A 24,694-nucleotide genomic window follows, 5' to 3' on the forward strand; every position below is an offset into this window, starting at 1 on the left:
TGGACAATGAATCCACAGCGTTTTGAGGGTGGTTCCCTTGGTGATATGATCCGACGCGATGCTACAACCCTTGACCACGCCAACAGTGCTCAGGACTGACCCGGCTAGAGATCGAGCTCGATTTTGCGCACCCGGTCACGGAGCAGGGTTTTGGATACGGTCAGCAAATGCTGTTCCATCGCCGCGGCCGCACCGAGCGTATCGCGCCGGGCGATGGCGTCGTTCAGGGTCATGTGTTGTTCGCCAAGTATCTGTAACGTCTCTGGCGCGTGAGAGCTGCGGCGGCGCGAGGTCCAAGCCACTTCGCGGCGCACCGCGCGGATAGATTCGTAGACCGTGAGGAACAGCGGGTTCCGGGCCATCTCGGCAATCTTGTAGTGGAACATGTCATCCGCCGCCTCATAGGCGTCGGGATCACTGAGGTTCAGCGTGGCGCGCATCAACTGATCCAGCCGCTCGATCTCTTGCGGGCGGGCGCGGTCGGCGGCGAGGGCGGCAAGGGCGGGCTCGACCTCAAGCCGGACTTCCATGACATCGCTTGGTGTCACTTGCCGGGCGAGGTGGCGCAGGCTGTCGGCGTTGGTGGCGGGCGGCGGCGTGGCAAAGGTGCCTTGGCCGTGGCGGCGGTAAATGGTGCCATCCTCTTGCAGCAGGCCAAGCGCTAGCCGCAGCCGCGCGCGGCTCACGCCGAAATGCTCGGCCAATGCCCGTTCGGGCGGCATCCGCCCATCGTTCAGGATATCCCCTTGCCGGATCGCTCCGCGCAGCCGCTCGGCCAATTCATCTTCACTTGGGGCGGTCTGGGGGGGCTGTGTCATGAGTTGGAAAACGCTTCAAATAAATCAATGAACATACGCAATGACGTTACCATCAGGAAAATTCCAAAGGCAAACCGAAGCGCCCGGCGCGGGATGCTATGGGCCAATTTCACGCCCACATGGGCAAAGCTGCTGGTCAGCGGAATGATGATGGCCGCAGCGGCAAGGTTCACATAGCCAAGCGAGAAGGGCGGCAGCCCTTCTGCGCCGAGGCCCGTCAGCGCATAGACCACCGCGCCGGGCAGACCGATGATAAAGCCGATTGCGGCAGAGGTGCCGACCGCGCGGCGGATGTCATAGCCCAGAAAGTTCAACAGCGGCACGCCGATGGTCCCGCCCCCGATGCCCATCATCGCCGACAGCCCGCCGGTCACGACACCCAGCACTGCCCAGATCGGCTTGGCAAAGCCGCGCGGCGTGGGCTCGTCTTTGGTCTTGCGAAAGATCATGTCGAGCGCGACGAGCGCGGCCACGGTGGCAAAGACGCCGACAAGGATCAGCCCCGAGACATAGCCCCCCAAAAGCGCGCCGATGACAACGCCAACCAAAAGCGACGGTGCCCAGAGTTTTAGCAGGTCCATATCAATCGCGCCGCGTTTGAAATGACCATAGCCAGAGGACAGCGAGGTAAAGACGATGGTCGCAAGCGAGGTGCCAACGGCTACCTGCATTGTAATCGCCGGGTCCATCCCCGCCGTCGAGAGGGCAAGATAGAGCGCAGGGACAATCACAATACCGCCGCCAACACCCAGCAGTCCCGCAAGGATACCGCCAAAAATACCGGCGGTCACCGCAATGGCGAGAAGGGGCAGTAGCTGGCCAAAATCGAGCGCGTTCATCGGGTTAAACTTTCTTTGTCTCTACATCTGTCGCCAGTGACCGGCTGGCTTTGCCCGCTGCTTTGCGCGCCTCTTCGGCCCGCGCAATCGCGGCATCAATCGGCGCGCGGTCAGAGGTGCCCGAGAAATTGTCGAGGCTTGGCATCGCATCGGCCACATGTAGGTAACGCTCTCCTGCGACCTCAAGCAGCCGGTCAAGTTCGCTAAGCGGGTCGCCATGGTCATCGACCCGCAGGTCGAGATAGGCATGGTCCTGCCCGCGGTGGATCACCAGCCCCGCCGCTTGACGCCCGCGTTTGTCGCCGCCCGCCTCTTCGCCTGCGCGCATCGCGGCAAGCAGGCGTTCGGCCATCGGCAGATCACTGCGGGCGGCGTAGGTGTCGAACGTGGCCTCTACGACCTCTGGTCCGGTCAGCATATTGCCTGCAACGGAGTGGATCGTGCCAACGCGGTGCCCGGCCCAATCGACGCAGCCCGCGCCAGTGTGCGCGGCGAAATTCCCCTCGGCGTCGAGCATGTGGCACTGGCGGATATCGCGCCCCGCATCGCGCGCGGCAAATTCCTTCAGCAGTGCTTCCGCGGGGTCGCCGCTTTCCAACATGCGCCGGCCTTCGGTCCCCCAAAGCGGATTGACGAATGCCTGCGTCGCCACGGCGACACGGCGACCGATGTAGGGCACAGCAGCCCCGCAGGCGAAAAAGCGGCTCGCCACGGCGATGCCGATCTCATGGGTGTCAGGATCACGGGCGATGATGGAATAGGTCATGGGTCAACGTCCTACGGCATAGGCCTGCATCAGGCGGGGGGTCGCGGCGGCCTGAAGGCTGCCATCGGGATTACGCAGCGCGGCGGTCATGCGCCCCACCGACCACGGTTCGGCCACGGTGACGATATGGCCGCGTGCGCGCAGCGCGTCGATCACCGTAGCGCCGACATTGGGTTCGATCATCATCTCACCGGGCAGGGCTTGGCGGGGAAAGAAGCTGCTTTGAAAATGCATGGTATGGAACAGCGGCGCGTCCATGCCTTCTTGCAGGTCGATCCCGTGATGCACGAAACGCAGGAACCAGATCAGCTGCCATTGGTCCTGCTGGTCGCCACCCGGCGTGCCAAAGACCAGTTGTCGCCCGTCGGCATGTTCGGCGAAAGAGGGGGTCAGCGTGGTGCGTGGCCGACGCCCGGGGGCAAGCGACGTGGGCAGGCCCCGCTCAAGCCAGAACATCTGCGCGCGCGAGTTCAGCGGAAAGCCCAAGCCCGGCACGACCGGATTGCTTTGCAACCACCCGCCCGAAGGCGTGGCCGAGACCATATTGCCCCAGCGGTCGATCACATCAAGATGTACGGTATCGCCGCGTTTTTCGGTCAGATGCGCCATCGTGGGCTCTTGCGGGGCGGCATTCTGAACGCCGAAATCACGGGCTGCGCGTTCGATATAGCGCTCCGCCAAATGCTCCAGCCCCGCGATCACGCCGGGGCGTTGCTCAAGGGACGCTTTGCCGTTGACCAGTTTCGCGCGTTCCGCGTTATACGCATCAGAAAGCAGTTCTTCCATCGGGATGATGCTCTGCTCGGGGTCGCCGTAATAGGCTTCGCGGTCGGCATAGGCGAGTTTCATCGCCTCGATCACCGTATGGGTAAAGGAGGCGCCCATCGGGTCCATTCCGGCAAGGTCGAAATGTTTGAGGATGGCGAGGGTCTGCAAGAACACCGGCCCTTGCGACCATGCGTGGGTCTTATGCACCGTCCAGCCGTGGTATTCGTAAGTGAGCGTGTCTTCGTAGCTGGCCTGCCATTTGGCCATGTCCTCACGTGCCAGCAGGGCGCTGTTCTTTTGTTCCGACACGTCATGCACGCAGGCGTCTTCGAGGTAGTCAAAGATCGCATCTGCCACGAAACCTTCGGACCAGATTTTCCGCGCGGCCTCGATCTGCGCGTTGCGGTCCTCACCTGCGGCTTCGGCCTCGCTGACCAACCGTTCATAGGTGGCAGCCAGATCGGGGTTTTTGAAGTTGGCGTTCGGCTCTGGCGCTTCGCCGCCCGGCGTCCAGACGGCGGCGGAGCTTGGCCATTCGGTGGCGAAATATTCGGCGAGCCCCTTGATGGTGTTCGACACGCGCGGCAGCACCGGATGGCCATCGCGGGCATAGTCGATCGCGGGCTGCAGCACGTCGCGCAGGCCCATGGTGCCATGGTCGCGCAGCATCAGCATCCAGCCGTCAAAGGCACCGGGCACCACCGTCGACAAAAGCCCCGAGCCGGGGATCAGCTTGAGCCCGAGTTCCTCGAAATGCTCCAGCTTGGCGGCGGCGGGGCTGACCCCTTGGGCGCAGACGACCTTGGTCGCCTTCTTTTCCGCGTCGTGAAAGATGATCGGCAGATCGCCCGCCGGGCCGTTCAGATGCGGCTCGACCACCTGCAAAACGAAACCCGCAGCCACGGCGGCGTCAAAGGCATTGCCGCCTTTTTCGAGGATGCCAAAACCCACGGTCGAGGCGATCCAATGAGTTGAGGTGGTGACACCGAAGGAGCCGCGGATCTCGGGGCGGGTGGTGAAGGTGGTCATGTCGTCTCCGGTCAGTGTTCGCGCGGGTCCAGCGCATCGCGCAGACCATCGCCGAGAAGGTTAAAGCCAAGCACGACCATAAAGATCGCAATGCCGGGCCAGAGCGCCATCCAAGGCGCTTGATTGAGGAAGTTTTTCGCCGTGTTCAGCATCGAGCCCCAAGAGGGCGCAGGGGGCTGCTGGCCGAGGCCAAGGAAGGACAGGGAGGCTTCGGCGATGATCGCAGTGGCGACGGTCAGCGTGGCTTGCACAAGCACGGGCGGCAGCACGTTGGGGAAAATATAGCGGCGCAGGATGCGTGGGGTCGACAGGCCAATGGCACGCGCGCTCTCGACGTAATCCTCGGCGGCGACGCTCAGCACCTGACCGCGGGTCAGTCGGATGAAGATCGGCGTGGCAGAGATGCCGATGGCAATCATAGCGTTGGTCAGGCTGGGCCCCAAAAACGCGGCCAGCGCGATAGCGAGGATAAGGAAGGGCGCAGCCAGCAGGGCCTCGGTGCAGCGCGAGATCACCGCATCCGTCCAACCACCGAAATAACCCGCAACGATGCCAAGGGGCACGCCAAGCCCTAGCGCGATGGCGACGGAAACGACACCCGCAAGAAGGGATGCCTGTGCCCCCCAGATCAGACGGCTCAGCACATCGCGGCCCAGCTCGTCGGTGCCCATCCAATGCGCGGCGGACGGCCCTTTGCGCACCGCGCCCCAGTCGGTAGCAGACGGGTCGGGGATCGGCAGCAGCGGTGCCAGCAAAGCGATGGAGCAGAAGAAAACCACCAGCACCCCGCCCAGCATGGCGCTGCGGTGGTGGCGGAATTTCTTCCAGACCCGGTTCTCGGGACGGGCCGAGAGAACGGGATCAGCCGCACTTTCGGCGTCGATGGTGATGGGTGTGGCAGGTTGGGCCATTATTGCTTCCTCAGGCGGGGGTTCAGCAGCACATAGGCGACATCGGCCAGCAGGTTCATGAAGATGAAGCCGACGGCGGTGACCAGCACGATCCCCTGCACCACGGCGTAATCCCGGTTGAACACCGCATCGACCACAAGCTTGCCAAAGCCGGGGATGGTGAAAATCTGTTCGGTCAGCACCGCGCCCGCGATCAACTCACCAAAGAGCAGGGCGGTCAGGGTAACGATCGGCGTCAGCGCGTTGCGAAAGGCGTGTTTAAGGATGACTTTGCGCTCAACCAACCCTTTGGCGCGGGCGGTGCGGACATAGTCACTGCTCATCACGCTCAACATGGCGGAACGGGTGTGGCGCATCAGCGTCGCGGCAAGCGCGGTGCCCAGCACGAAGGCGGGCATCAGCATGACGGTGATGGAACGCACAGGGTCTTCGCTCAGCGGCACATAGCCCGAGGCAGGCAACAGCTTCCATTTCACCGAGACCAGCAAGATCAGCATGATGCCGAGCCAGAAGTTCGGGATTGAAAGGCCAGACAGCGCTACGACATTCGCGATATAATCGGTCAGCGTGCCCTTCTTAACCGCCGAAAAGATGCCTGCGGGAATGCCGATCAGCATGGCAAAGATCATCGCCATGGTGGCCAATTGAATGGTTACGGGCAGTTTCTGCCCGATCAGTTCCAGCACCGGCTGGTTGGTGCGCAGCGAGATACCAAGATCTCCGGTCAGCGCGTTGCCGATCCAAGTGAAATACTGCACCGGGATGGGATCGTTCAGCCGGTATTTTTCACGCAGGAACTCTAGCACCTGCGGGTCGCGTTCTTCGCCGGCCATGGCCAGCACCGGGTCGCCCGGCAGCAGCTTTTGCAAGGTGAAGACAAAGACCGAGATCAGGATGATCGTCGGGATCGCGATCACCAGACGGCGCAGGATGAAGGACAGCATTTTGAAACGTCTCGCTCAGGGGAGGGGCACCGCCGGGACCGGCCCGGCGGTGCGGATGCAGAAGGGTTAGCCTTCTTCTTTTTTCATGCCCGCAAGGCGGATCATGCCGTCAGGATAGGGGGTGAAACCGGTGATGTCGGAATCCAGCGCCCAGATCCATGTCTGGTGGTAGAGGTACACGATCGGCATTTCTTCGTTCAGGATCGCGCGGGCAGCGGTATAGCTCTCGCGGCGCACGTCTTGGTCGTTGGACTTGCGCGCCTTGTCGAGCAGTTCATCCACTTCGGGGTTGGAGTATTTGGAATCGTTGATCCCGCCTTCGGTGGTCATGAACTGGTGGATGTTGCCATCGGGGTCCACACGGCCCGACCAGCCGATCTGGCTCGCCTGATAGTCCCCCGCCGATTGGTCGGCCAGCAGCGTCGCGAATTCCTTGGAGGTGATCGAGATGTTGATCCCCGCCTCAGCCGCCATAGACTGTACGACCTGCATCAGTTGCAGCGGGATCGTGGTGTTGGGCACCTGTACCTCAAGGTCGATCCCATCGGCAAAGCCTGCTTCGGCCAGCAGTTCCTTGGCCTTCTCCACGTCACGCTCCGGCACGGGGAAGTCGGTGCTGTACCAAGGCGAGTTCGGCGGAAAGGGCTGGTTGCCCGCGGCGAAGGCACCGTTGAAGACGACCTGATTGATTGCTTCGCGGTCGATGGCATAGCTCAGCGCCTGACGCAGACGTTTATCGTTACCCCAAGGGTTGTCGCCCTTTTCGCCATTGGCGACATTGATGGTGATGCCTTGATAGCCCAGCGACACGGCGCTTTCGACCTTGATGCCGTCGTCACCTTCGGCCTGCGCCAGATCGGTCGCGGCCAAACGCTCCAGCATGTCGATGTCACCCGATTGCAGGTTCGCCAGACGCACGGTGGTGTCGGGGATCGGCAGGTAGGTCACGCTGTCAAAGTGGTAGTCTTCGGCGTTGTAATAGTCGGCGAATTTCTCCAGCACGATCCGGTCTTGGGCTACACGCTCTTTGAACTGGTAGGGGCCCGAGCAGACCGGGTTCAGGCCAAAGTCATCGCCCGCCGCTTCGGCAGCGGTGGGGGAAACCATCATGCCCGCGCGGTCGGCGAACTGCGCCATCAGCGTGGCGTCGGCATCGGCCAGATCAAAGCGGATTTCATGGCTGCCCAACACCTCGACGCCGGTGATGGAGGAAAGCTCGGACTTGCGGCGCGAGGTCTCAAGGTTCTGGCTGCGGTCGATGTTGGCGGCAACGGCCTCGGCGTTAAACGGTGTGCCGTCATGGAAAACCGCATCGTCGCGCAGCTTCATGGTCAGCTGTTTGCCGTCTTCGGAAAAGGACCATTCGGTCGCCAGCTGCGGGATGATTTCCAGATCAGGCGTGATGTCCACCAGCTTGTCGCAAAGCGAGGTATAGACGATCCGCCCCACAAAGGTGCGCGACTGGTCGGGGTCCAGCACATCGGCGTCAGATTGCAGCGCTATGCGCAAGTCAGCCGCCTGCGCGCTAAGGGTCGTGGCCCCCAGCAGCGCGGCGGCGAGGGTCATTTTGGTCAGTGTCATATCGAACTCTCCTGTCGTTTCATTAAGTCTGTTTTAGCCTGTTATTCTTGGTCTTGGCGGGGGCGGAGCGTTGTCCGGTCCCGCATGGCGTCTTCGTAAAGCGCAAAGCGCGCGGCAGCGCCGGGAGCACGTTCGGGCCCGTCGGCAAGTCCGAGGTCCGGTGTGGCGGCGGCGATCTCTTCGAAATAGTGGCAGGCGGCGAAATGGCCGTCGCCTGCATCGGTTTCGCGCAAGGCAGGCGGCTCACTCGCGCAGCGCTCTTTGGCATAGGGGCAGCGGGTGTGGAACCGGCAACCCGAGGGCGGGTTCGCAGGGCTCGGCATCTCTCCCTCAAGCGCGGTCTGCGGCGTGCGCGCACCATGGGCGGCCACCGGAATGGCCGAGAGGAGCGCCCGGGTATAGGGGTGACGCGGGTGGTTGTAGACCGTATCGACATCGCCCTGTTCGACGATCTGGCCCAGATACATCACCGCCACACGGTCGCTCATATGGCGGATCACAGCGAGGTCATGGGCGATGATGACCAGTGTGAGCCCCAATTCATCGCGCAGATCGCCGAGCAGGTTAATCACCTGCGCCTGCACTGAGACGTCGAGTGCCGAGACAGGCTCATCCCCGATCACCAGTTTCGGGGCCGAGGCCAGCGCGCGGGCAATCCCGATCCGTTGGCGCTGGCCGCCCGAGAACTCATGTGGGTAGCGTTCCGCGTGCTCGGGGCGCAGGCCGACTTTGGCCAGCAGTTCCGCCACTTTGCCGCGCCGCTCAGAGGCGGACATCTTGGGGAAATGCGTTTCCAGCGGTTCGCCGACCAGCTTGCCGACGCTCATGCGCGGGTTCAGCGACGAAAAGGGGTCCTGAAAGATGAACTGCATGTCTCGGCGCAACGCGGTCAGGTCGCGCCCGGCAAGGCTGCGCACATCGCTGCCGTCAAACTGCACATCGCCCTCGGTTGGGGTCAGCAGCCGCATGAGCAGCCGCGCGAGGGTGGATTTGCCGCAGCCGGATTCACCGACGATGGCAAAGGTCTCTCCGCGGCGCACGTCGAAGGAGACACCATCGACCGCCTTGACCGTGGCCCCTTTCGCCAAGCCACCGCCCGAGGTCTTGAAATGTTTCTTTAGCCCGCGCGCGGTCAGGATCGTGTCGGTCATGCGCTCTGCTCCAGATGGGTCTCTAGCGGGGCGAAATGGCAGGCGACGGCGTGGCCACCTTCCAGCGGCGCAAGCGGCGGTTCCTTGACGCAGATGGGCTGGGCGAAAGGGCAGCGCGTTGCAAAACGGCAGCCTTCGGGCATGTTCTGCGTCGTGGGCACCATGCCCGGCACGGTGGCCAAACGCCCGCGCGGGCCGCTCAACTGCGGGATCGAGGACATGAGGCCAATCGTGTAGGGGTGCTGCGGGTCGTTGAATATGCGCTCTGCCGGACCGGTCTCGACAATCGTGCCGGCATACATGACCGCCACGGTATCGGCGATTTCGGCCACGACGCCGAGGTCGTGGGTGATCATGATCGTGCCCATGTCAGTCTCGGCCTGAAGGTCGCGGATCAACTCAAGGATTTGTGCCTGAATGGTCACGTCGAGCGCGGTTGTAGGCTCATCGGCGATCAGCAAGGCGGGGTCGTTCACCAGCGCCATGGCGATCATCACCCGCTGGCGCATCCCGCCCGAGAGCTGATGCGGATAGTCGCGCATCCGCTTTTCCGCCGCCGGAATGCCGACCCGCTCGAGGATCGCCAGCGCCTTTCCCTCGGCCTCGGACTTGCTGGCGTTGCTATGGGCAAGCACGGCTTCGGTGATCTGGTCGCCAATGCGGAACGCGGGGTTAAGCGAGGTCATCGGCTCTTGGAAGATCATGGTCATCCGACTGCCGCGCAGTTTGCGCATGGCTGTGTGGTCGGCAAGGTCGAGCTTTTGCCCCTCGAAAACCATCTCGCCCGATCTGATCGTCGCAGCGCCTTCGGGCAGCAGCCCCATCATCGCCAAGGAGGTCACGCTTTTGCCGCATCCACTTTCCCCGACAACGCAGAGCGTCTTGCCCGGGTGAACCGTGAAATTCACATGGTTGATCTGGTCGCTCGGCGCACCGCGAAAGCGCAGGCTGAAGTCGCGCACTTCGAGCAAAACCTTGTCTGGGTCGGTGTTGAGGCCGATGTCAGGGTTGGGCAATGGACCGCTTTCTTGAACCAATATCAGATTGGTCGAGTATGCGGTTGCAAGTTTCTCGCTGTCAATCCGGCGATTTTAATTTTTGGGAAAGCCTTTTTCGGTCAATCTATTGCGACAGAGATTGCCTGCTGGATCGACGGCGATGCTTGATTTTTGAGCGGTCTGTGAAGGTCTGTTGGGTGCTTGATCGCCGAGGATGGCGTTTGGGGAGATTGCGGACGGTATTTAAGAAAGGATGAATTGAAGGGGGCGGGCGCGCATTCGGTGGGGCTGCGCTATTGTAGGGCGGTCGATTTGTTGCTTTATCGAGGGGGAGCCAAGAATTTCGAAAGGGCGGCATCCCCGCATGACCAGCAAACCTAAAACGGCGGAACGCAAGCGCGGGTCCGGGGCGCAATTTGTCTATTCTATCCTGCGGGATGAGATCCTTGATTTGACCCTGCTGCCCGGCAGCCCGATTGACGAGATTCGGCTATCCGAGCGTCTTTCGATGTCGCGCACGCCGATCCGTGAGGCATTGGTGCGGCTGGCCAGCGAGGGATTGGTGACCACGTTGCCCAACCGTTCGACCGTGGTGGCGAATATCGACTTCATGAACCTGCATACCTTCTTTGACGCGATGACATTGATGTACCGTGTCACCACGCGGCTGGCGGCGCAGTTTCATACCCCGGCCGATATGGCCAAGATCCGCGCGCGACAGGCAGAGTTTGCCAAGGCCGTATCGGCGCAGGACGCGCTGTCGATGATCGCCACGAACCGTGAGTTTCATGCCGAGATCGCGCGGGCGGGGCGCAACCCTTATTACGAATCGCTTTGTTTGCGCCTGCTGGATGAGGGGCGTCGTTTGCTGCGAATGTATTACCAATCCTTCGACGATCAGCTTCCTAGTGAGTATGTCCAAGAGCATGAGGATTTGATCGCGGCCATCGAGGCGCGCGATATCGGGCGCGCGGATTCTTTGGCGGAGACCCATGCGGATCAGATTGTACGGCAGATTCAGGCGCTGATTTCGCGGGATCGGCGGCAGCATATCGAACTATAACAATAGGTAAATGAGTGGTTTTTTCGCGCGCAGAAAGCTTGCGGCGATTTTATGTCGACAAATAAAATACAATAGCTAAGATGCAGCCAACCCCGGCAATATCGCAGCCGGATTCTATGAATGGAGAGACAAATGACCCCTTCGATTTTTTCCGGCTGCATCCCGGCCCTGATGACCCCCTGCAAGGCAGACCGGAAACCTGATTTCGACGCGCTGGTGCGCATGGGCAAAAAGCTGATCGCCGATGGTATGAGCGCGGTTGTCTACTGCGGCTCCATGGGCGATTGGCCTTTGCTGACCGATGCAGAGCGGATGAAGGGCGTTGAGCGTTTGGTTGATGCGGGTGTGCCGGTCGTTGTTGGGACAGGTGCCGTGAACACAAGGCTGGCCGCCGAACATGCGGCCCATGCGCAAAGGGTCGGCGCGAAGGGGTTGATGTTGATCCCCCGCATCCTGTCGCGCGGCACGTCGGTTGTAGCGCAGAAGGATCATTTCAAAACCGTTTTGTCGGCCGCGCCAGAACTTCCTGCCGTGATTTACAACAGCCCCTATTACGGCTTCGCCACCCGCGCCGATCTGTTCTTTGCCCTGCGGGCCGAGCATTCGAACCTCGTGGGTTTCAAAGAGTTCGGCGGTGCGGATGATCTGCGTTATGCAGCAGAGAACATCACCAGCCGCGATGATGAAGTCACGCTGATGATCGGGGTGGATACCACCGTGTTCCATGGTTTCGTCAATTGCGGTGCCACGGGGGCCATCACCGGGATCGGCAATGTGCTGCCCCGCGAAGTGCTGCATCTCGTGGCCCTCAGCCAAGCCGCAGCGGCGGGCGATGCCGAAGCGCGCCAGCGGGCGCAGGAACTCGACGCGGCGCTTGGTGTTCTATCTTCCTTTGATGAGGGGCCGGACCTCGTGCTTTATTATAAGCATCTGATGGTGCTTGAGGGCCATGGGGAATATGCGTTGCATTTTAATGAGACCGACGCTCTGACCGACAGCCAGCGCGGCTATGCCGAGGCGCAGTACCGGCTGTTCCGCACATGGTATGCTGACTGGAGCAAGCAAGGCGGCGCGGTCGCGAAATACGCCGCTTAATCCTCCTCCCAACTTTCCCCGGCTGGGCAGGCCCGTCGCATTTGCGGCGGGCCTTTTGCGTTGTTTTGCGCCCTTTCAAAGAAGATAATTGCAAACGCATATAAATTTGACTAGCATCTTTTCAGGGGCCAACGCATCGGGAGTGGGTGCGCCATTTGAGGGAGAATGTTTGAAATGAGTGCTGCGGATTTAATGCGTGATTTTGGGGCGATGCTCGCCTCTGGCGGGGTCGAAGTGGTGGACTGTTCGGGCGTTTTGGGGCCGGATACGCCGATCCTGCAACTGCCCGCCGACTTTGCAAAGCCGACACCGAAGGTCGAGATTCACAAGATCAGCGAATATGACGAGGATGGCCCGTTCTTTGCCTGGAACTGGATGGTGCTGGGAGAGCATTCCGGCACGCATTTCGACGCGCCGCACCATTGGATCACCGGCAAGGATTACGACGACGGCTTTACCGATACGCTTGACGTGCAGCGCCTCGTTGCGCCGGTGAATGTGATCGACTGTTCGCAGCAATCTCAAGAAGATCCGGACTTCCTGCTCGACGCCAAGGGCATCAAGGAATGGGAAGCGGAATATGGTGAGATCGGTAAGGGCGAATGGGTCGTCATGCGCACCGATTGGGACGCCCGCGTCGATGACGAAGCGCGTTTTCTCAATGCGGATGAGGCGGGCCCCCACAGCCCCGGGCCGACCCCCGATGCGATTGAATACTTGATGGACAAAAAGATCGTTGGCTGGGGCACCCAGTGCATCGGCACCGATGCGGGCCAAGCGGGCGGGATGGAGCCGCCGTATCCTGCGCATAACCTGCTGCACAAGAACAATTGTTTCGGTCTTGCCAGCCTTGCCAATCTCGACAAGCTGCCGCCCAAGGGCGCGATCCTGATTGCGGCACCGCTGAAGATCAAGAACGGCACCGGCAGCCCCATTCGGGCGCTGGCGCTGGTGCCGAAGGGCTGACCGGTGGCAGATACATCACCTTCCGAGGCGGGGAATGCGCCGCTGGATCAGATGGGCCTCGATAATTTCGCGCCCTATTTAATGAACCGGATCATGGGGCGGTATAACGCCGCCCTGTCGGCGGAGATGGCCGCACTTGGGCTGACCACGCCGCAAATGCGCTCTCTCGCCGTGCTGTCGGTGACCGACGGCATCCTGATCCGCGAATTGGCCGTTTATGCCGTGGTGCAGCAATCCACGCTGAGCCGCGCACTCGATGCGCTGGTGCGCGACGGGTTGGTGCGGCGCGAGACCGATGCGGCCGACAGCCGTGCCACGCGCGTCTATCTGACCGACGAGGGCCGAGAGGCCTATGCAAGGCTTTGGCCGCATATGGCCGAGGCCTATGACGCAATGTTCAAAGGCATCGGCGCGGCCGAGAAAGAGGCCTTTGTCGCCACACTGCGCACCATGCTGGGCAACATCCGAAAACACGATTTTTAAGAGGGTCCGATGGCCGAACGTTCGTTCAAGGCAGAGGTGGAACACCTGCGCAAAGGGGATGGCGACGTCTTCACAGGTGAGGGTATCCTCGCGATTACCAAGGCGCTGTTGGAGAACGGGGTCGGCTATGTGGGCGGCTATCAGGGCGCGCCGATCTCGCATCTGATGGACGTGTTGGCCGATGCCGAAGAGCTGATGGGCGAACTTGGCGTGCGGTTCGAGGCGAACGCTTCGGAGGCCGCAGCGGCGGCGATGCTGGCGGCTTCGGTGCATTACCCCATTCGTGGGGCGGTGACTTTTAAGGGGCCGGTGGGGGTTAACGTGGCTTCTGATGCGCTGGCCAACCTCAGTTCTTCGGGCGTCACCGGTGGCGCGCTGGTGATCGTGGGCGAGGACTACGGCGAAGGCTCGTCGATCATGCAGGAACGCAGCCACGGCTTTGCCATGAAATCGCAGTTCTGGATGCTCGACCCGCGCCCGAACCTGCCTTGCATTACCAAAGCGGTGAAAGACGGGTTTGAACTTTCGGAGGCCAGCAACACCCCCGTGATGCTCATGGTGCGCATCCGGTCCTGCCATGTGACCGGCAGTTTCGAGACCCGTGACAACCAGCGTCCGCCGCTCACCGTGGCCGAAGCGGCCGCCAACCCGCGCTCGGATTTCAACCGTGTGGTGCTGCCGCCGATGTCCTATCTGCATGAGAAGGACAAGATCGAGAACCGCTGGCCCGCGGCGGAGAAATTCATCCGGGACAATAAGCTAAACGAGTTCTTCGGCCCGGAAGAAGCCCCATTGGGCATCGTTGTCCAAGGCGGCATGTACAACTCCGTCATCCGTGCCCTGCAACGGCTGGGCCTTGCGGATATCCACGGCCAGACCGAGGTGCCGCTCTATGTGCTGAACGTCACCTATCCGCTGCTGCGCGATGAGTTCGACGACTTCTGCAAAGGTAAGGATCACGTGCTGGTGGTCGAAGAGGGCCAGCCGGATCATATCGAACAGCAGCTCGGCTCCTACCTCTACAAACTCGAACGTAAGGTGAAGCTGCATGGCAAAGATGTGCTCCCGATGGCAGGCGAGTACACCGGTCAGGTGCTGCTCGACGGGGTGACGGATTTCCTCAAAGTCGCCGCGCCCGAGATGCTGCCCGGCAAGGTACGCGCTCCCAATGCCGAAGCGCCTGCGATCCCCGATCTGTCAGACACCGTGCCGATCCGCCCGCCGGGTTTTTGCACTGGCTGCCCCGAACGCCCGATTTTTGCCGCGATGAAGCTGACTGAGCAAGAGCTGGGCAAGCACCAGATCACCGGCGATATCGGTTGCCACCTTTTCGGTTGCCTGCCGCCCTTTGAAATCGGCGGCTCGACCATGGGCTATGGCCTCGGCCCCGCGTCGAATGCGGCCTTTGACGGGGGTGGCGACAGGCGCGTGATTTCGATCCTTGGCGATGGCGGCTTTTGGCACAACGGGCTCTCGACCTCGATCGGGAACATGGTGTTCAACAAGTCCGACAGCGTGGCAGTGATCGTCGACAACTACTATTCCGCTGCCACGGGCGGGCAGGACGTGATGTCCTCGCGGGCGCATAACGACACGAAATCTACGAACAACCCAATCTCCAAGGCGCTCAAGGGCGTGGGCGTCGAATGGGTGCGTCAGATCGACCGGACCTATGACGTGGGCAAGCTGCGCGAAGTGCTGCGCGAGGCGCTGACCACGGATTACAAAGGGCCGAAGGTCATCGTCGCTTCCTCAGAATGTATGCTGAACAAGCAGCGCCGCGAGAAGCCTTTGCGCAACAAAGCGATCAAGGAAGGCCGCCGCATGGAGGTGCCGCGTTTTGGGGTCGATGCGGATGTTTGTACCGGGGATCACGCTTGTATCCGGCTCTCGGGCTGCCCCTCGCTGTCGCTCAAACGCCTCGACGATCCGCTGCGCGATGATCCGGTGGCGCATATCGATCAGACCTGCGTCGGCTGCGGCAACTGCGGCGAAGTGGCCGATACGGCGGTGCTCTGCCCGTCCTTCTATCAGGCCGATGTGGTGCATAACCCCACCCGTTTCGAGCGGTGGCGTGCCGAGAAAACCAGCCAGATCATCTCTTGGCTACAAAGACGGCGCGACGCCAAGCGGCTGCGCAGCGAAGGAGTGACGACGTGAATCTGGTCCTGCCGCAAAAGACACCCGACGCGCGGGTCGGTGAAATCATCAAGCTCGCGGTCATGGCCGTGGGCGGGCAGGGCGGCGGCGTCTTGACCGGCTGGATTGAATCCATGGCCCGGGCCGAAGGCTATGTCTGTCAGGCGACCTCGGTCGCGGGGGTGGCGCAGCGCACCGGGGCCACGATCTATTATGTTGAGATGGCGCGCAAAAGCGCGTTGGAGCCGGTCTTTGCCCTCGCCCCTGCGGCGGGCGATGTCGACGTGTTGATCGCGGCTGAGATGATGGAGGTTGGCCGCGCGGTGATGCGCGGTTTCGTGACGCCAGACCGCACCACGCTGATCGGCTCGACCCACCGCGCCCTTGCGGTGAGCGAGAAGATGGCGCCGGGTGACGGCATTGCCGATGCGGATGAGGTCCGCGCCGCTGCCGAAATCGCCGCGCAGAAACTGGTGTTGGAGGATATGGAAGGGCTGGCCGTCGGCGCAGGCTCTGTCATTTCCGCTTCGCTCTTTGGCGCTTTGGCCGGGTCCGGGGCGCTGCCGTTCCGGCGGGAGGCCTATGAGGACGCGATCCGCACGGGCGGCAAGGGGGTCGAGCCGTCGTTACGCGCCTTTGCGGTGGGCTTTGACGCGGCGCAGGGCCGTTTGCCGACCAGCGCGCCCGTCGCGATGGACGAGCCGGAAACTCCCTTCCGCCTCGCCGGACCCGAGGCGTTGCAAAGCCAATGGGACGCCCTGGTCACCCGCGCCGACGCGCTGCCCGAAGCGGTGCATGATTTGGCATTCGCGGGCCTGTCTAAAGTGGTAAACTTCCAAGACTGCACCTATGGCACGCTCTATCTGGATCGGCTCGATACCGTCCTGGCCCGCGACAGCGCTGCGCAGGACTGGCGGCTCTCGGCGGAAGCGGCGAAATATATTGCCAACGCCATGGCCTATGATGACATCATTCGCGTTGCAGACCTGAAAACCCGCGCCCCGCGTTTTACCCATATCCGGCAAGAAATGCGCGCAGGCGATGCGAACCTGATGCAGTTGACCGAATACTTCCACCCCCGCGCCGAGGAGATCGCAGGCCTGATGCCCGCGCGTCTTGGCGCCAAGGTTGAGGCGAGCGAAAAATGGATGACCCGGCTGAACCGTTGGTTCGACAAGGGCCGCCGCCTGCGCACGGATCGGTTGCCTGCGTTTCTCATGCTGCACGTTCTGGGCGGTCTCAAAGGGTATCGTTTGAAAACCCATCGCCATGCCATCGAAGTCGCCCATCTCGACAGTTGGCTGTCGCGCTGTCTGGCGGAGGTCGAGGCCGATTACGACTCGGCGGTTGAACTGGTGAAATGCCGACGGCTCATCAAAGGCTATTCCGACACCCACGCGCGGGGTCTGGGCAAGTTCGATAAGGTGATGGATGCCGCCGCGCTGCTGCGCGGGCGAAAGGACGCGGCGCAATGGATCGCGCGTCTGCGCGAGGCGGCGTTGCAAGATGCCGAAGGAAAGGCGCTCGACGGGGCTATCGCGACAGTGCGGTCATTTGTCTAGGGGCGGTGCCCGTTTTCTAGCCAGCTGGGGGACGGATCAACGTGCCGACCGGGCGGGGCCATTCAATCTCAGTTGACCGGGTGCCACAGCCCCGCATAGCTGGGGGCGCACAAAGGGGGCCGCTGCCATGGAACTGTCGCATCTCATCACCTTTAACATCGCGCTCATCGCGTCGATCCTCAGCCCCGGCCCGGCTTTTCTGATCGCGCTGAAAACCACGCTGAGTTCAGGGCGGCAGGCGGGCGTTGCCGTGGGGCTTGGGCTTGGCCTCGTGGCATCGTTCTGGACCCTCGCCGCGCTCTTGGGGTTGGAGGCCGTCTTCCTCGCCTTCCCATGGGCCTATGCTATCGTGAAAACCGTGGGCGCAGCCTACCTGCTCTACGTGGCCTATGGCATGTGGCGCGGGGCGCGGGCGCCGGTGACAAGCACGGTGACCCCCGCCCGCCATGCGTTCCGGCAGGGGCTGATGATCAATATCCTGAACCCCAAATCGGTGCTTTTCGCCGCGGCGGTTCTGGTGGTCATCTTCCCCGAGGGGATGCGGCTGAGCGAGAACCTTTTAATCGGCGCCAACCACCTGATCATCGAACTGGCCTTCTACACCGCATTAGCCTTCGGCATGAGCCGCCCCGCCGTCAGTCAAGGCTATCTGCGCGCGAAGGTCTATTTCGACCGCATCGCTTCGGCCGTGTTGGGGCTATTAGGGCTGCGGCTGCTCTTCGCGCGTTAAAGCTCGGCCTCCCACCGCCGCGACAGGCGCATCGCGCCGTTGATGATGCCGACCATGGAATAGGTCTGCGGAAAGTTGCCCCAGCCCTCGCCGGTGGCGAATGCGGTGTCTTCGGACATAAGGCCAAGGTGATTGCGGGCTTCCAACAGTTCTTCGAACAGTTTGCGGGCTTCCTCTTCGCGGCCAATCCGCGCCAGCGCATCAATCCGCCAGAAAGCGCAGACGTTAAAGCCGACCTCGGGCACCCCGAAATCATCCGCCTCTTCGTAGCGCAGCATGAAGGGGCCACGGCCCAGCACTTCGGAAAGACGCTCAACCGTGGCGATGAACCGCGGGTCTTTCGGCGGCAGGAAGCCGACCTCGCCCATCAGCAAGACACTGGCATCCAAAGTGCTGCCGCCAAAGCTTTCGACAAAGGCGCCGCGTTCTTCTGACCAAGCGTTGTCGAGGATCTTGTCGCGGATCACCTCGGCGCGCTCGGCCCAAAGGGCGGCGCGGTCGTCCAATTTCAAATGGCGCGCGATCTTGCCCAAACGGTCGCAGGCAGCCCAGCACATCAGCGACGAAGATGTGTGAATGCGGGCGCGGCTGCGCAGCTCCCAAATCCCAGCATCAGGTTCGTCGTGCAGCTCCCACGCCTGCTCGCCCAAGGGCTCTAGCTGTTCAAAGGCCGTGCGCCCGGTGTTCATCGGCAGGCGGTGGTCGAAAAACGCGGGCGCTGCGCCAAGGATGATATTGCCATAGGTGTCGTGCTGGAAATGCTCATGCGCCTGATTGCCGATCCGCACCGGCCCCATGCCACGGAACCCCTGCAAGCTGGGCGAGATACGTTCGGTCAGCGCCGTCTCAAGCCCCAGTCCCAGCACGGGCTGGATATGCCCGCCTTCGGCATCCGCCACGGCATTCATTAGCCATTGGAAGTAATGCTCCAAGGTGCGGGTCGCGGCGAGACTGTTGAGCGCGCGCACGGTGAAAAACGCATCGCGGACCCAGCAATAGCGGTAATCCCAGTTACGCCCTGAATCCGGCGCTTCGGGCAGCGAGGTGGTGATTGCGGCGATGACACCGCCCGTGGCCTCATAGCTGCAGAGTTTCAGCGTGATCGCGGCGCGAATGACGGCCTCTTGCCACTCGAAAGGGATCGCCAAACGCTGGGTCCATCGCTGCCAATAGCGGGTGGTTTTGGTGCGAAAGGTGGTGCCGATCTGCTCGGCACTGTCTGACAGCGTCTCGTCGGGGCCAAGGATGAATGTCATCTCGCCTTCAAGATTTATCAAACGCGCGTCCAGCACATGGTCAATCGGCGCGTCGGTGGTCAGGCGCATGTTCTGCTCAGGCCCGACAAAGCGCACATGGTTCGACCCGCGGGTAAGCGTGGGGGCCACCTCTCCCCATTGAAAGCGCGGTTTCAGGCGCATCCTCACGCGAGGCGAACCCTCAATGCGTCGCACTTGCCGCACCAGCATCTGGGGGCGAAAGCTGCGGCCATAGGCGGTGAAACGGGGACAGAAATCGACAATCTCAACCGCGCCCTTGGCGCTGCGCAGGACCGTGCGCAGGATCGCGGTATTGGGCAGATAGCTTTGTTCGCTTTCCGTCATGTCTTCGAGTTCGACGGCAAACTCCCCGTCGCCCTCTTCGCCCGCGCCGTGGCCCATCAGACTGTGAAAGACGGGATCGCCGTCAAACCGTGGCAGGCAAAACCAGTTGATCGCTCCTTCGCGACTGACCAAAGCCGCGACTGCGCAGTTCCCGATGACACCCAGATCCATACGTCCCTCTTTCCTATTCTCGATGCGTCTGCCGGGCGGGCCGGATCAGCGCAAAATTTCTTTCAGCCAATCGGCAAAGCCGCCCACATCTGCGATGCGATGTTGTGCGTCGGTTGGCCCTTGGCCGATCTTGATGCCAAAGCCACCCATGGCTTGCGCCGCGCGAAAGCCATCTTCGTCCGTCACGTCATCGCCCACCATCACCGGCAGCCGCTCGGCAAAAGCGGGGGAGGCCATGAATCGCGTTACCGCGCCACCCTTGTCGACACCTTTCAGGGCGACTTCGCTGACCATCTTGCCATGCAGGCCGCGCAGGCTGGCGTCTTCGCCGACCAGCGTATCGACAAAGGCGCGGCAGGCTTCACCCTGATCGGGAGCTTTGCGGTAATGCAGCGCAATCGCGCCGGGCTTGCGTTCTGACGTCACCCCATGCAGCACGGCAAATTCTTCCACCCGGTCGATCACGGGGGCGGGGATGCCTGCGCTCTGCGTTGGGGCGTGATCAGCCGCGGTGCTCAGCCGCAGCTCCAACCCGTGCGAGCCAGAGACCGGCAGCCGCAGCGCGCCCAAGATACGGTCCACATCCGCTAGCGCCCGGCCCGAGATCACTGCCACCGCCCCATCGGTCTGCGCAACGAGTTGCGTCAGCAGGTGACGCGTGGCGTCCGGCAGGCAGGCGTCTTCGGGGTTGTCGACGATCGGGGCCAGCGTGCCGTCGAGATCAAGGAAAAACGCATGGCGCTCAAGCGGGATCACGGGCGGCAGATTGCTGTGCGACAAGGTGGTGCTATCCATAGTGTCTGGTCTATCCGTTTCAGGGCACTGGCGTTTTCAGCGCGCGGGCATTCTCACGAAACCTATGCGCCAGCGCAGCGAAATCAAAGGATTTATGCTGCAACTGCGCAAAGATGCGCGTCCTGCGGGGCGGGAACCCAGCCCATGCAGCGGCGTTTGCCTAGACGGCGGGCAATCTGCACGCCTCTGCAAGACCCCGCATCACACATTCGGAACCTCAGATGACCGCACCGTCCACGCTTAGGTACTACCCCGACAGCAAACCCGGCATCGCGCGGCGGCGCTGTGGGCGGGGGTTTTCCTATCACGCGCCCGATGGCCGCTGCATCAAGGACAAGGCCGAACGCGAACGACTGGTAAAACTGGCGGTGCCCCCAGCCTATGAGCAGGTCTGGATCAGCCCTCATGTTAACGGCCATCTACAGGCGACGGGGTTTGATGCGCGGGGGCGCAAACAGTACCGCTATCATCCGCTCTGGTCCGAGGCGCAGGCGCAGGAGAAATACGCAAGCCTGCCCGAATTTGCCGAGACCCTGCCGCGCATCCGCCGCCGCGTGCGCCGTGACCTTAAAGAAGAGCTGGGCGAACGTGCCTTTGCACTGGCCGCCGCCGTGGCGATGATCGACCGTCTGTCGCTGCGCGTCGGCAATCAAGTCTATGCCAAGACCAACCGCACCTATGGCACGCTGACCTTGAAGCGGCGGCATCTGGTTTTGAAAGACGGGAAATTGCAGGCCTCCTTCATGGCGAAGGGCGGCAAGCGGGTCCGCCGCCAGATCGCCAACCGCACCCTGATGCGCGCGCTGGAGAAAATCCGCGATCTGCCGGGCGCGGACCTGCTGACATGGCTCGACGAAGAGGGGGAGCCGCGCGGGCTGACCTCTTCGGCCCTGAATGATTATATCGCCGAGGCCGCAGGCACCGAAGGGTTCTCCGCCAAAACCTTTCGCACTTGGGCCGGGTCTGTCGCGGCCTTTGACGTGGCGCTAAAGGACGACAAACCGACCATCAAAGCCATGGCCGAAGCGGCAGCCCAACGGCTGCACAACACGCCCACCATTGCGCGCAACAGCTATATCCATCCGCAGGTCATCGACCTTTGCCAAAACCCCCAAGACCTGCCGGACCCGCCTGATATTGACGATATGACCCAAGCCGAACGGGGGCTTCTGGCCTTTTTGCGCAGCACCGCGTGACCCTGAATTGACGGAATGGGCGAACTTTAACCGCGCTCAGGCATTGTTAACATGAATAGTGGTATCGCCCAGCTTCAGAAGGACTGAAATTTCATGAACGAGACAGGTGGGCCGACCCTCAGCGGTGTCCTTGACCAGATGGAGCATCTGTCCGGGGGTGCGGATCGGCAAATTACCGTGGAAGAGATCATCGATTGTCTGGGCAAACACTCATTTGCCTCGACGATCCTGACCTTCAGCCTGATCTCTACCTCTCCGGCCAGCGGCATCCCCGGATTTACGGCGTTTATCGGGTTGGTGGTCTTGTTTTTGGTGGTGCAGATGATCTTTGGCCGCGAAAGCCTGTGGCTGCCGGGCTTTATCATGCGCCGCGACATCGCCGCGAAAAAACTGCGCGCGGGGGTCCGCTGGCTGCGCCGCCCGGTGGATTTCGTGGATCAATATTTGCATCAGCGGTCGACCTTCATCCTGCACCGCCCGTGGATTTACTTGCCGTTGTTGATGGTGATGGCCCTGTCGATGTTCATGCCGTTCATGGAACTCGTGCCCACTTCCGGCTCTATCGCCTCGGCCATGATCGCCATTTTTGCGGCGGGCTATCTGATGCGCGACGGCAGGGTCGTGATTTTTTCGATGGTTCTGATGTCCTTGCTTCCCGTGGGGGTTGCATGGTTCTTTCTTGGGCGCTGAAAAAATAATCGCGGCGGATTGCCATGCTGCGGCTGCAAAAGAATTGACCAAAGCCGACCAAGCTGGGAACATTTACCGACCTTAACCATTAAACCGTTAGTGGTGGTCGGCGTTCCGCCTTAGCAGGCTCGGCGGCCAAAAATTGATTGTTCCCGAGGCTTAAAATGGCTGGCAGATTAATTGTAATCTCAAACCGCATCCCATCAGAGGCCGCCCCCTCCGGTGGGTTGGTCTATGCGCTTCACGAAACCCTGCGCAAGATCGGCGGCATTTGGATCGGGTCGCACCCGGAAACCACCGAAACCCCGTCAGAGAGCCTGAGCGAATATGGCGATCAGGGCAAATACACCCGGCTGAGCTTCAGCCTCAGCCCCGAAGATTACAAGAATTTCTACCTCGGTTTTTCGAACTCGGTGCTTTGGCCGGTCTGTCACCGTCGCGGCGATCTGGTGGAGTTGGACCGGGGGTTCGAGCGGGGCTACAGCGCCGTGAACGCGCGGCTTGCGCGGCAGGTGATAAAGGTGGCCCGGCCGGACGATATGATTTGGGTGCACGACTACCACTTCTTTCCCCTGGCAACAGAACTGCGCAAGCTGGGTTTTGCGGGTAAGATCGGGTTTTTCCTGCATATTCCCTTCCCCGCTCTGGGCGATATGGGCGCCCTCCCGCGGGAGGCCAATCTGGCGCATTGGTTGGCGGACTATGACCTCGTGGGCCTGCAAACCCGCGCTGACGTGGCACGCTGCCTTGAGATGTTCCGCGCCGAAACGGACTCCGAATTCTTGATGAACGGCACGATCAAATGCGGCTCTCGGGCGGTGGCGCTGCGGTCATTCCCAATCGGGATCGATGTGGAGACCTTTGTGCAGGCCGCCCAAGGCGGCAGCGCGCAGGACCGGCTTGCAGATGATATGGCGGGGGACATCGTGATCGGGGTGGACCGGCTGGACTACTCCAAAGGTCTGCCCAACCGCTTCCGCGCCTTTGGCCGCTATCTGGAAACCCGCGATGAGCGTGAGCGGCGGGTGAGCATGGTCCAGATCGCCCCGCCAAGCCGCGAAGAGGTCGCCGCTTACCGCGAGTTGCGCTACGAATTGGAAGAGCTTGTTGGCCGGGTGAACGGCGAACATGGAGAGATCGACTGGACCCCGCTGCGCTATATTCACCGCAACCTTGATCGCGATCTCTTGGCGCGGCTTTACCGCCGTGCGCGGGTGGGTATCGTCACCCCCTTTGCCGATGGGATGAACCTTGTCGCCAAGGAATATGTCGCGGCGCAAGACCCCGAAGACCCCGGCGTGCTGATCCTGTCGCATATGGCCGGCGCCGCCGAAGACCTGACGGATGCTATTCAGGTCAACCCTTACGACATTGAAGACATGAGCGAGGCGCTCAAAACCGCGCTTGCCCTGCCGCTGGAGGAACGCAAACGCCGTCATGCCAGTTGCATGGCGCAGGTGCGGGCGACGGATGTGAATCGCTGGAGCCAGAACTTTGTCGAAGCGTTGCAAGCCTGCCTGCCGACACTGGTGACCAAACTCGCCGCGCGCGAAAGGACGGACGCCTAGCGGCGCGCGTCAGGCATCCGGGGCAAAGACCACTTCAGTCTCCCAGCCCTTGCATTTCTCTGCAAGCCCGGCGGGCAGGGGCAGATCGGTAAAGAACATATCCACCTCCCGCGCCGAAGCGATGCGCGCCGGGGCGGAGCGTTTGAATTTGGAATGATCCGTCACCAAAAAGGTCTTGCGCGACTGCGCGATGATACATTGGCTGACGCCCACCTCTTCAATGTCGAAGTCGAGCAGATCACCATCCGCATCCATGGCCGAACAGCCGATCACCGCGATGTCGAACTTGAATTGGCGGATCGTTTCGATTGTCAGATTGCCGACCAGCCCACCGTCCATGCGGCGCAGCGCCCCGCCCGTGAGCACGATGCGGCATTCGGGATTGTCGACCAGAATATTGGCGACGTTCATGTTGTTCGTCACCACCATCAGATCGCGGTGATGCAGCAGAGCGCGGGCCACGGCCTCGGTACTTGTCCCGATATTCAAAAAGACCGAACAACCGTCGGGAATATGTTCGGCACAGGCGCGGGCGATGCGATTCTTGGCCTCTTCGTGCAGGTTGCGCCGCTCGGCATAGCCGATGTTACTGGCCCCCGAAGGCAGCACCGCGCCGCCATGCACCCGCTCAAGCTTACCGCTATCGGCCAGTTCCGTAAGGTCACGGCGGATGGTCTGATGGGTCACGCCGAAATGCTCGGCCAGCCCGTCGACGGTAACTTTGCCTTCGCGCCGGGCGATTTCAAGGATGTCGGGATGGCGGAATGTCTGTGAAATGGGGGTCGCTCCTGCCTGCTGTTGGCGCATTATCTCCAGTGTCTTGACTAACG

At 61.8% G+C, this 24,694-nt stretch carries 22 protein-coding genes; 10 read left to right on the plus strand and 12 right to left on the minus strand.

The features are described 5' to 3' along the window. Positions 1-104: 104 nt before the first annotated feature. The 9 genes from O4H31_RS04325 to O4H31_RS04365 form a co-directional block, all read right to left on the minus strand. The gene (locus O4H31_RS04325; protein ID WP_067628760.1) at positions 105-818 is read right to left on the minus strand and encodes a FadR/GntR family transcriptional regulator; all 714 of its coding nucleotides are present in this window, start codon (positions 816-818) and stop codon (positions 105-107) included. Further along, on the minus strand, positions 815-1,657 hold the full coding sequence (locus O4H31_RS04330; RefSeq protein ID WP_269343185.1) for a sulfite exporter TauE/SafE family protein: 843 nt from the start codon (positions 1,655-1,657) through the stop codon (positions 815-817). Before O4H31_RS04330 ends, O4H31_RS04325 begins: the two co-directional genes overlap by 4 nt. Positions 1,658-1,661: 4 nt before the next feature. Further along, positions 1,662-2,423, minus strand: a complete 762-nt coding sequence (locus O4H31_RS04335) for a DUF1028 domain-containing protein (RefSeq protein ID WP_269343187.1) — start codon at positions 2,421-2,423, stop codon at positions 1,662-1,664. Positions 2,424-2,426: 3 nt separating this feature from the next. Beyond that, positions 2,427-4,220 (minus strand): gamma-glutamyltransferase family protein, encoded by a 1,794-nt coding sequence (locus tag O4H31_RS04340; RefSeq protein ID WP_269343189.1) that lies wholly within the window; start codon positions 4,218-4,220, stop codon positions 2,427-2,429. Between the two features lie 11 nt (positions 4,221-4,231). Next, a complete protein-coding gene (locus tag O4H31_RS04345) occupies positions 4,232-5,131 on the minus strand; it encodes an ABC transporter permease (RefSeq protein WP_259986120.1) in 900 nt (299 codons plus the stop codon). Beyond that, positions 5,131-6,075 (minus strand): ABC transporter permease, encoded by a 945-nt coding sequence (locus tag O4H31_RS04350; protein WP_269343192.1) that lies wholly within the window; start codon positions 6,073-6,075, stop codon positions 5,131-5,133. Before O4H31_RS04350 ends, O4H31_RS04345 begins: the two co-directional genes overlap by 1 nt. Positions 6,076-6,141: 66 nt before the next feature. Beyond that, positions 6,142-7,656 (minus strand): ABC transporter substrate-binding protein, encoded by a 1,515-nt coding sequence (locus tag O4H31_RS04355; protein ID WP_269343194.1) that lies wholly within the window; start codon positions 7,654-7,656, stop codon positions 6,142-6,144. 41 nt (positions 7,657-7,697) lie between these two features. Then, on the minus strand, positions 7,698-8,807 hold the full coding sequence (locus tag O4H31_RS04360) for an ABC transporter ATP-binding protein (protein ID WP_269343196.1): 1,110 nt from the start codon (positions 8,805-8,807) through the stop codon (positions 7,698-7,700). Next, entirely contained in the window at positions 8,804-9,823 is a 1,020-nt protein-coding gene (locus O4H31_RS04365) for an ABC transporter ATP-binding protein (RefSeq protein ID WP_269343198.1), read from the minus strand. The genes O4H31_RS04360 and O4H31_RS04365 overlap by 4 nt, the downstream gene beginning before the upstream one ends. Positions 9,824-10,169: 346 nt before the next feature. Between O4H31_RS04365 and O4H31_RS04370 the strand changes: the two genes are divergently transcribed. The 7 genes from O4H31_RS04370 to O4H31_RS04400 all read left to right on the plus strand — a co-directional run bounded on the left by O4H31_RS04370 (position 10,170) and on the right by O4H31_RS04400 (position 17,843). Then, positions 10,170-10,868 (plus strand): GntR family transcriptional regulator, encoded by a 699-nt coding sequence (locus tag O4H31_RS04370; protein ID WP_259950303.1) that lies wholly within the window; start codon positions 10,170-10,172, stop codon positions 10,866-10,868. Between the two features lie 132 nt (positions 10,869-11,000). After that, positions 11,001-11,963: a dihydrodipicolinate synthase family protein gene (locus O4H31_RS04375; protein ID WP_269343202.1), complete on the plus strand. Its 963-nt coding sequence runs from the start codon at positions 11,001-11,003 to the stop codon at positions 11,961-11,963. Positions 11,964-12,137: 174 nt separating this feature from the next. Then, positions 12,138-12,929, plus strand: a complete 792-nt coding sequence (locus tag O4H31_RS04380) for a cyclase family protein (RefSeq protein WP_269344133.1) — start codon at positions 12,138-12,140, stop codon at positions 12,927-12,929. A 3-nt stretch (positions 12,930-12,932) separates the two neighbouring features. Continuing rightward, positions 12,933-13,412, plus strand: coding sequence for a MarR family winged helix-turn-helix transcriptional regulator (locus tag O4H31_RS04385; protein WP_269343203.1), 480 nt, complete (start codon positions 12,933-12,935; stop codon positions 13,410-13,412). A gap of 9 nt (positions 13,413-13,421) precedes the next feature. Further along, a complete protein-coding gene (locus O4H31_RS04390; protein ID WP_269343204.1) occupies positions 13,422-15,572 on the plus strand; it encodes an indolepyruvate ferredoxin oxidoreductase subunit alpha in 2,151 nt (716 codons plus the stop codon). Continuing rightward, a complete protein-coding gene (locus O4H31_RS04395) occupies positions 15,569-17,113 on the plus strand; it encodes an indolepyruvate oxidoreductase subunit beta family protein (RefSeq protein ID WP_269343205.1) in 1,545 nt (514 codons plus the stop codon). Before O4H31_RS04390 ends, O4H31_RS04395 begins: the two co-directional genes overlap by 4 nt. 127 nt (positions 17,114-17,240) lie before the next feature. Then, positions 17,241-17,843, plus strand: coding sequence for a LysE family translocator (locus O4H31_RS04400; protein WP_269343207.1), 603 nt, complete (start codon positions 17,241-17,243; stop codon positions 17,841-17,843). Here O4H31_RS04400 and O4H31_RS04405 read toward each other — a convergent pair. Next, positions 17,840-19,615, minus strand: coding sequence for a glycoside hydrolase family 15 protein (locus O4H31_RS04405; protein WP_269343209.1), 1,776 nt, complete (start codon positions 19,613-19,615; stop codon positions 17,840-17,842). The genes O4H31_RS04400 and O4H31_RS04405 overlap by 4 nt on opposite strands. A gap of 45 nt (positions 19,616-19,660) precedes the next feature. Then, positions 19,661-20,410: a trehalose-phosphatase gene (gene otsB, locus O4H31_RS04410; RefSeq protein ID WP_269343211.1), complete on the minus strand. Its 750-nt coding sequence runs from the start codon at positions 20,408-20,410 to the stop codon at positions 19,661-19,663. A gap of 221 nt (positions 20,411-20,631) precedes the next feature. On the opposite strand from otsB, the gene O4H31_RS04415 reads away from it, so the two are divergent. The 3 genes from O4H31_RS04415 (at position 20,632) to O4H31_RS04425 (ending at position 23,864) form a co-directional block, all read left to right on the plus strand. Beyond that, a complete protein-coding gene (locus O4H31_RS04415; RefSeq protein ID WP_269343213.1) occupies positions 20,632-21,606 on the plus strand; it encodes a DNA topoisomerase IB in 975 nt (324 codons plus the stop codon). A 93-nt stretch (positions 21,607-21,699) separates the two neighbouring features. Further along, a complete protein-coding gene (locus O4H31_RS04420) occupies positions 21,700-22,296 on the plus strand; it encodes an exopolysaccharide biosynthesis protein (RefSeq protein WP_269343215.1) in 597 nt (198 codons plus the stop codon). 164 nt (positions 22,297-22,460) lie between these two features. Beyond that, positions 22,461-23,864 carry an alpha,alpha-trehalose-phosphate synthase (UDP-forming) gene (locus tag O4H31_RS04425; RefSeq protein ID WP_269343217.1) on the plus strand — a complete coding sequence of 468 codons (1,404 nt, stop codon included), beginning with the start codon at positions 22,461-22,463 and terminating at the stop codon, positions 23,862-23,864. A gap of 9 nt (positions 23,865-23,873) precedes the next feature. Here the strand turns inward: O4H31_RS04425 and O4H31_RS04430 are convergent, their stop codons facing one another. After that, positions 23,874-24,641 (minus strand): DeoR/GlpR family DNA-binding transcription regulator, encoded by a 768-nt coding sequence (locus tag O4H31_RS04430; protein WP_260012990.1) that lies wholly within the window; start codon positions 24,639-24,641, stop codon positions 23,874-23,876. Positions 24,642-24,694: the final 53 nt, after the last annotated feature.

Source organism: Sulfitobacter dubius, assembly GCF_027214245.1.
Lineage (GTDB): Bacteria > Pseudomonadota > Alphaproteobacteria > Rhodobacterales > Rhodobacteraceae > Sulfitobacter > Sulfitobacter dubius_A.

What these genes read in the sequence shown, in the direction of transcription:
- O4H31_RS04325 (WP_067628760.1), bottom strand. Translation starts at nt 818, where the DNA reads ATGACACAGCCCCCCCAGACCGCCCCAAGTGAAGATGAATTGGCCGAG.
- O4H31_RS04330 (WP_269343185.1), bottom strand. Translation starts at nt 1,657, where the DNA reads ATGAACGCGCTCGATTTTGGCCAGCTACTGCCCCTTCTCGCCATTGCG.
- O4H31_RS04335 (WP_269343187.1), bottom strand. Translation starts at nt 2,423, where the DNA reads ATGACCTATTCCATCATCGCCCGTGATCCTGACACCCATGAGATCGGC.
- O4H31_RS04340 (WP_269343189.1), bottom strand. Translation starts at nt 4,220, where the DNA reads ATGACCACCTTCACCACCCGCCCCGAGATCCGCGGCTCCTTCGGTGTC.
- O4H31_RS04345 (WP_259986120.1), bottom strand. Translation starts at nt 5,131, where the DNA reads ATGGCCCAACCTGCCACACCCATCACCATCGACGCCGAAAGTGCGGCT.
- O4H31_RS04350 (WP_269343192.1), bottom strand. Translation starts at nt 6,075, where the DNA reads ATGCTGTCCTTCATCCTGCGCCGTCTGGTGATCGCGATCCCGACGATC.
- O4H31_RS04355 (WP_269343194.1), bottom strand. Translation starts at nt 7,656, where the DNA reads ATGACACTGACCAAAATGACCCTCGCCGCCGCGCTGCTGGGGGCCACG.
- O4H31_RS04360 (WP_269343196.1), bottom strand. Translation starts at nt 8,807, where the DNA reads ATGACCGACACGATCCTGACCGCGCGCGGGCTAAAGAAACATTTCAAG.
- O4H31_RS04370 (WP_259950303.1), top strand. Translation starts at nt 10,170, where the DNA reads ATGACCAGCAAACCTAAAACGGCGGAACGCAAGCGCGGGTCCGGGGCG.
- O4H31_RS04375 (WP_269343202.1), top strand. Translation starts at nt 11,001, where the DNA reads ATGACCCCTTCGATTTTTTCCGGCTGCATCCCGGCCCTGATGACCCCC.
- O4H31_RS04380 (WP_269344133.1), top strand. Translation starts at nt 12,138, where the DNA reads ATGAGTGCTGCGGATTTAATGCGTGATTTTGGGGCGATGCTCGCCTCT.
- O4H31_RS04390 (WP_269343204.1), top strand. Translation starts at nt 13,422, where the DNA reads ATGGCCGAACGTTCGTTCAAGGCAGAGGTGGAACACCTGCGCAAAGGG.
- O4H31_RS04400 (WP_269343207.1), top strand. Translation starts at nt 17,241, where the DNA reads ATGGAACTGTCGCATCTCATCACCTTTAACATCGCGCTCATCGCGTCG.
- O4H31_RS04405 (WP_269343209.1), bottom strand. Translation starts at nt 19,615, where the DNA reads ATGGATCTGGGTGTCATCGGGAACTGCGCAGTCGCGGCTTTGGTCAGT.
- otsB (WP_269343211.1), bottom strand. Translation starts at nt 20,410, where the DNA reads ATGGATAGCACCACCTTGTCGCACAGCAATCTGCCGCCCGTGATCCCG.
- O4H31_RS04415 (WP_269343213.1), top strand. Translation starts at nt 20,632, where the DNA reads ATGACCGCACCGTCCACGCTTAGGTACTACCCCGACAGCAAACCCGGC.
- O4H31_RS04420 (WP_269343215.1), top strand. Translation starts at nt 21,700, where the DNA reads ATGAACGAGACAGGTGGGCCGACCCTCAGCGGTGTCCTTGACCAGATG.
- O4H31_RS04425 (WP_269343217.1), top strand. Translation starts at nt 22,461, where the DNA reads ATGGCTGGCAGATTAATTGTAATCTCAAACCGCATCCCATCAGAGGCC.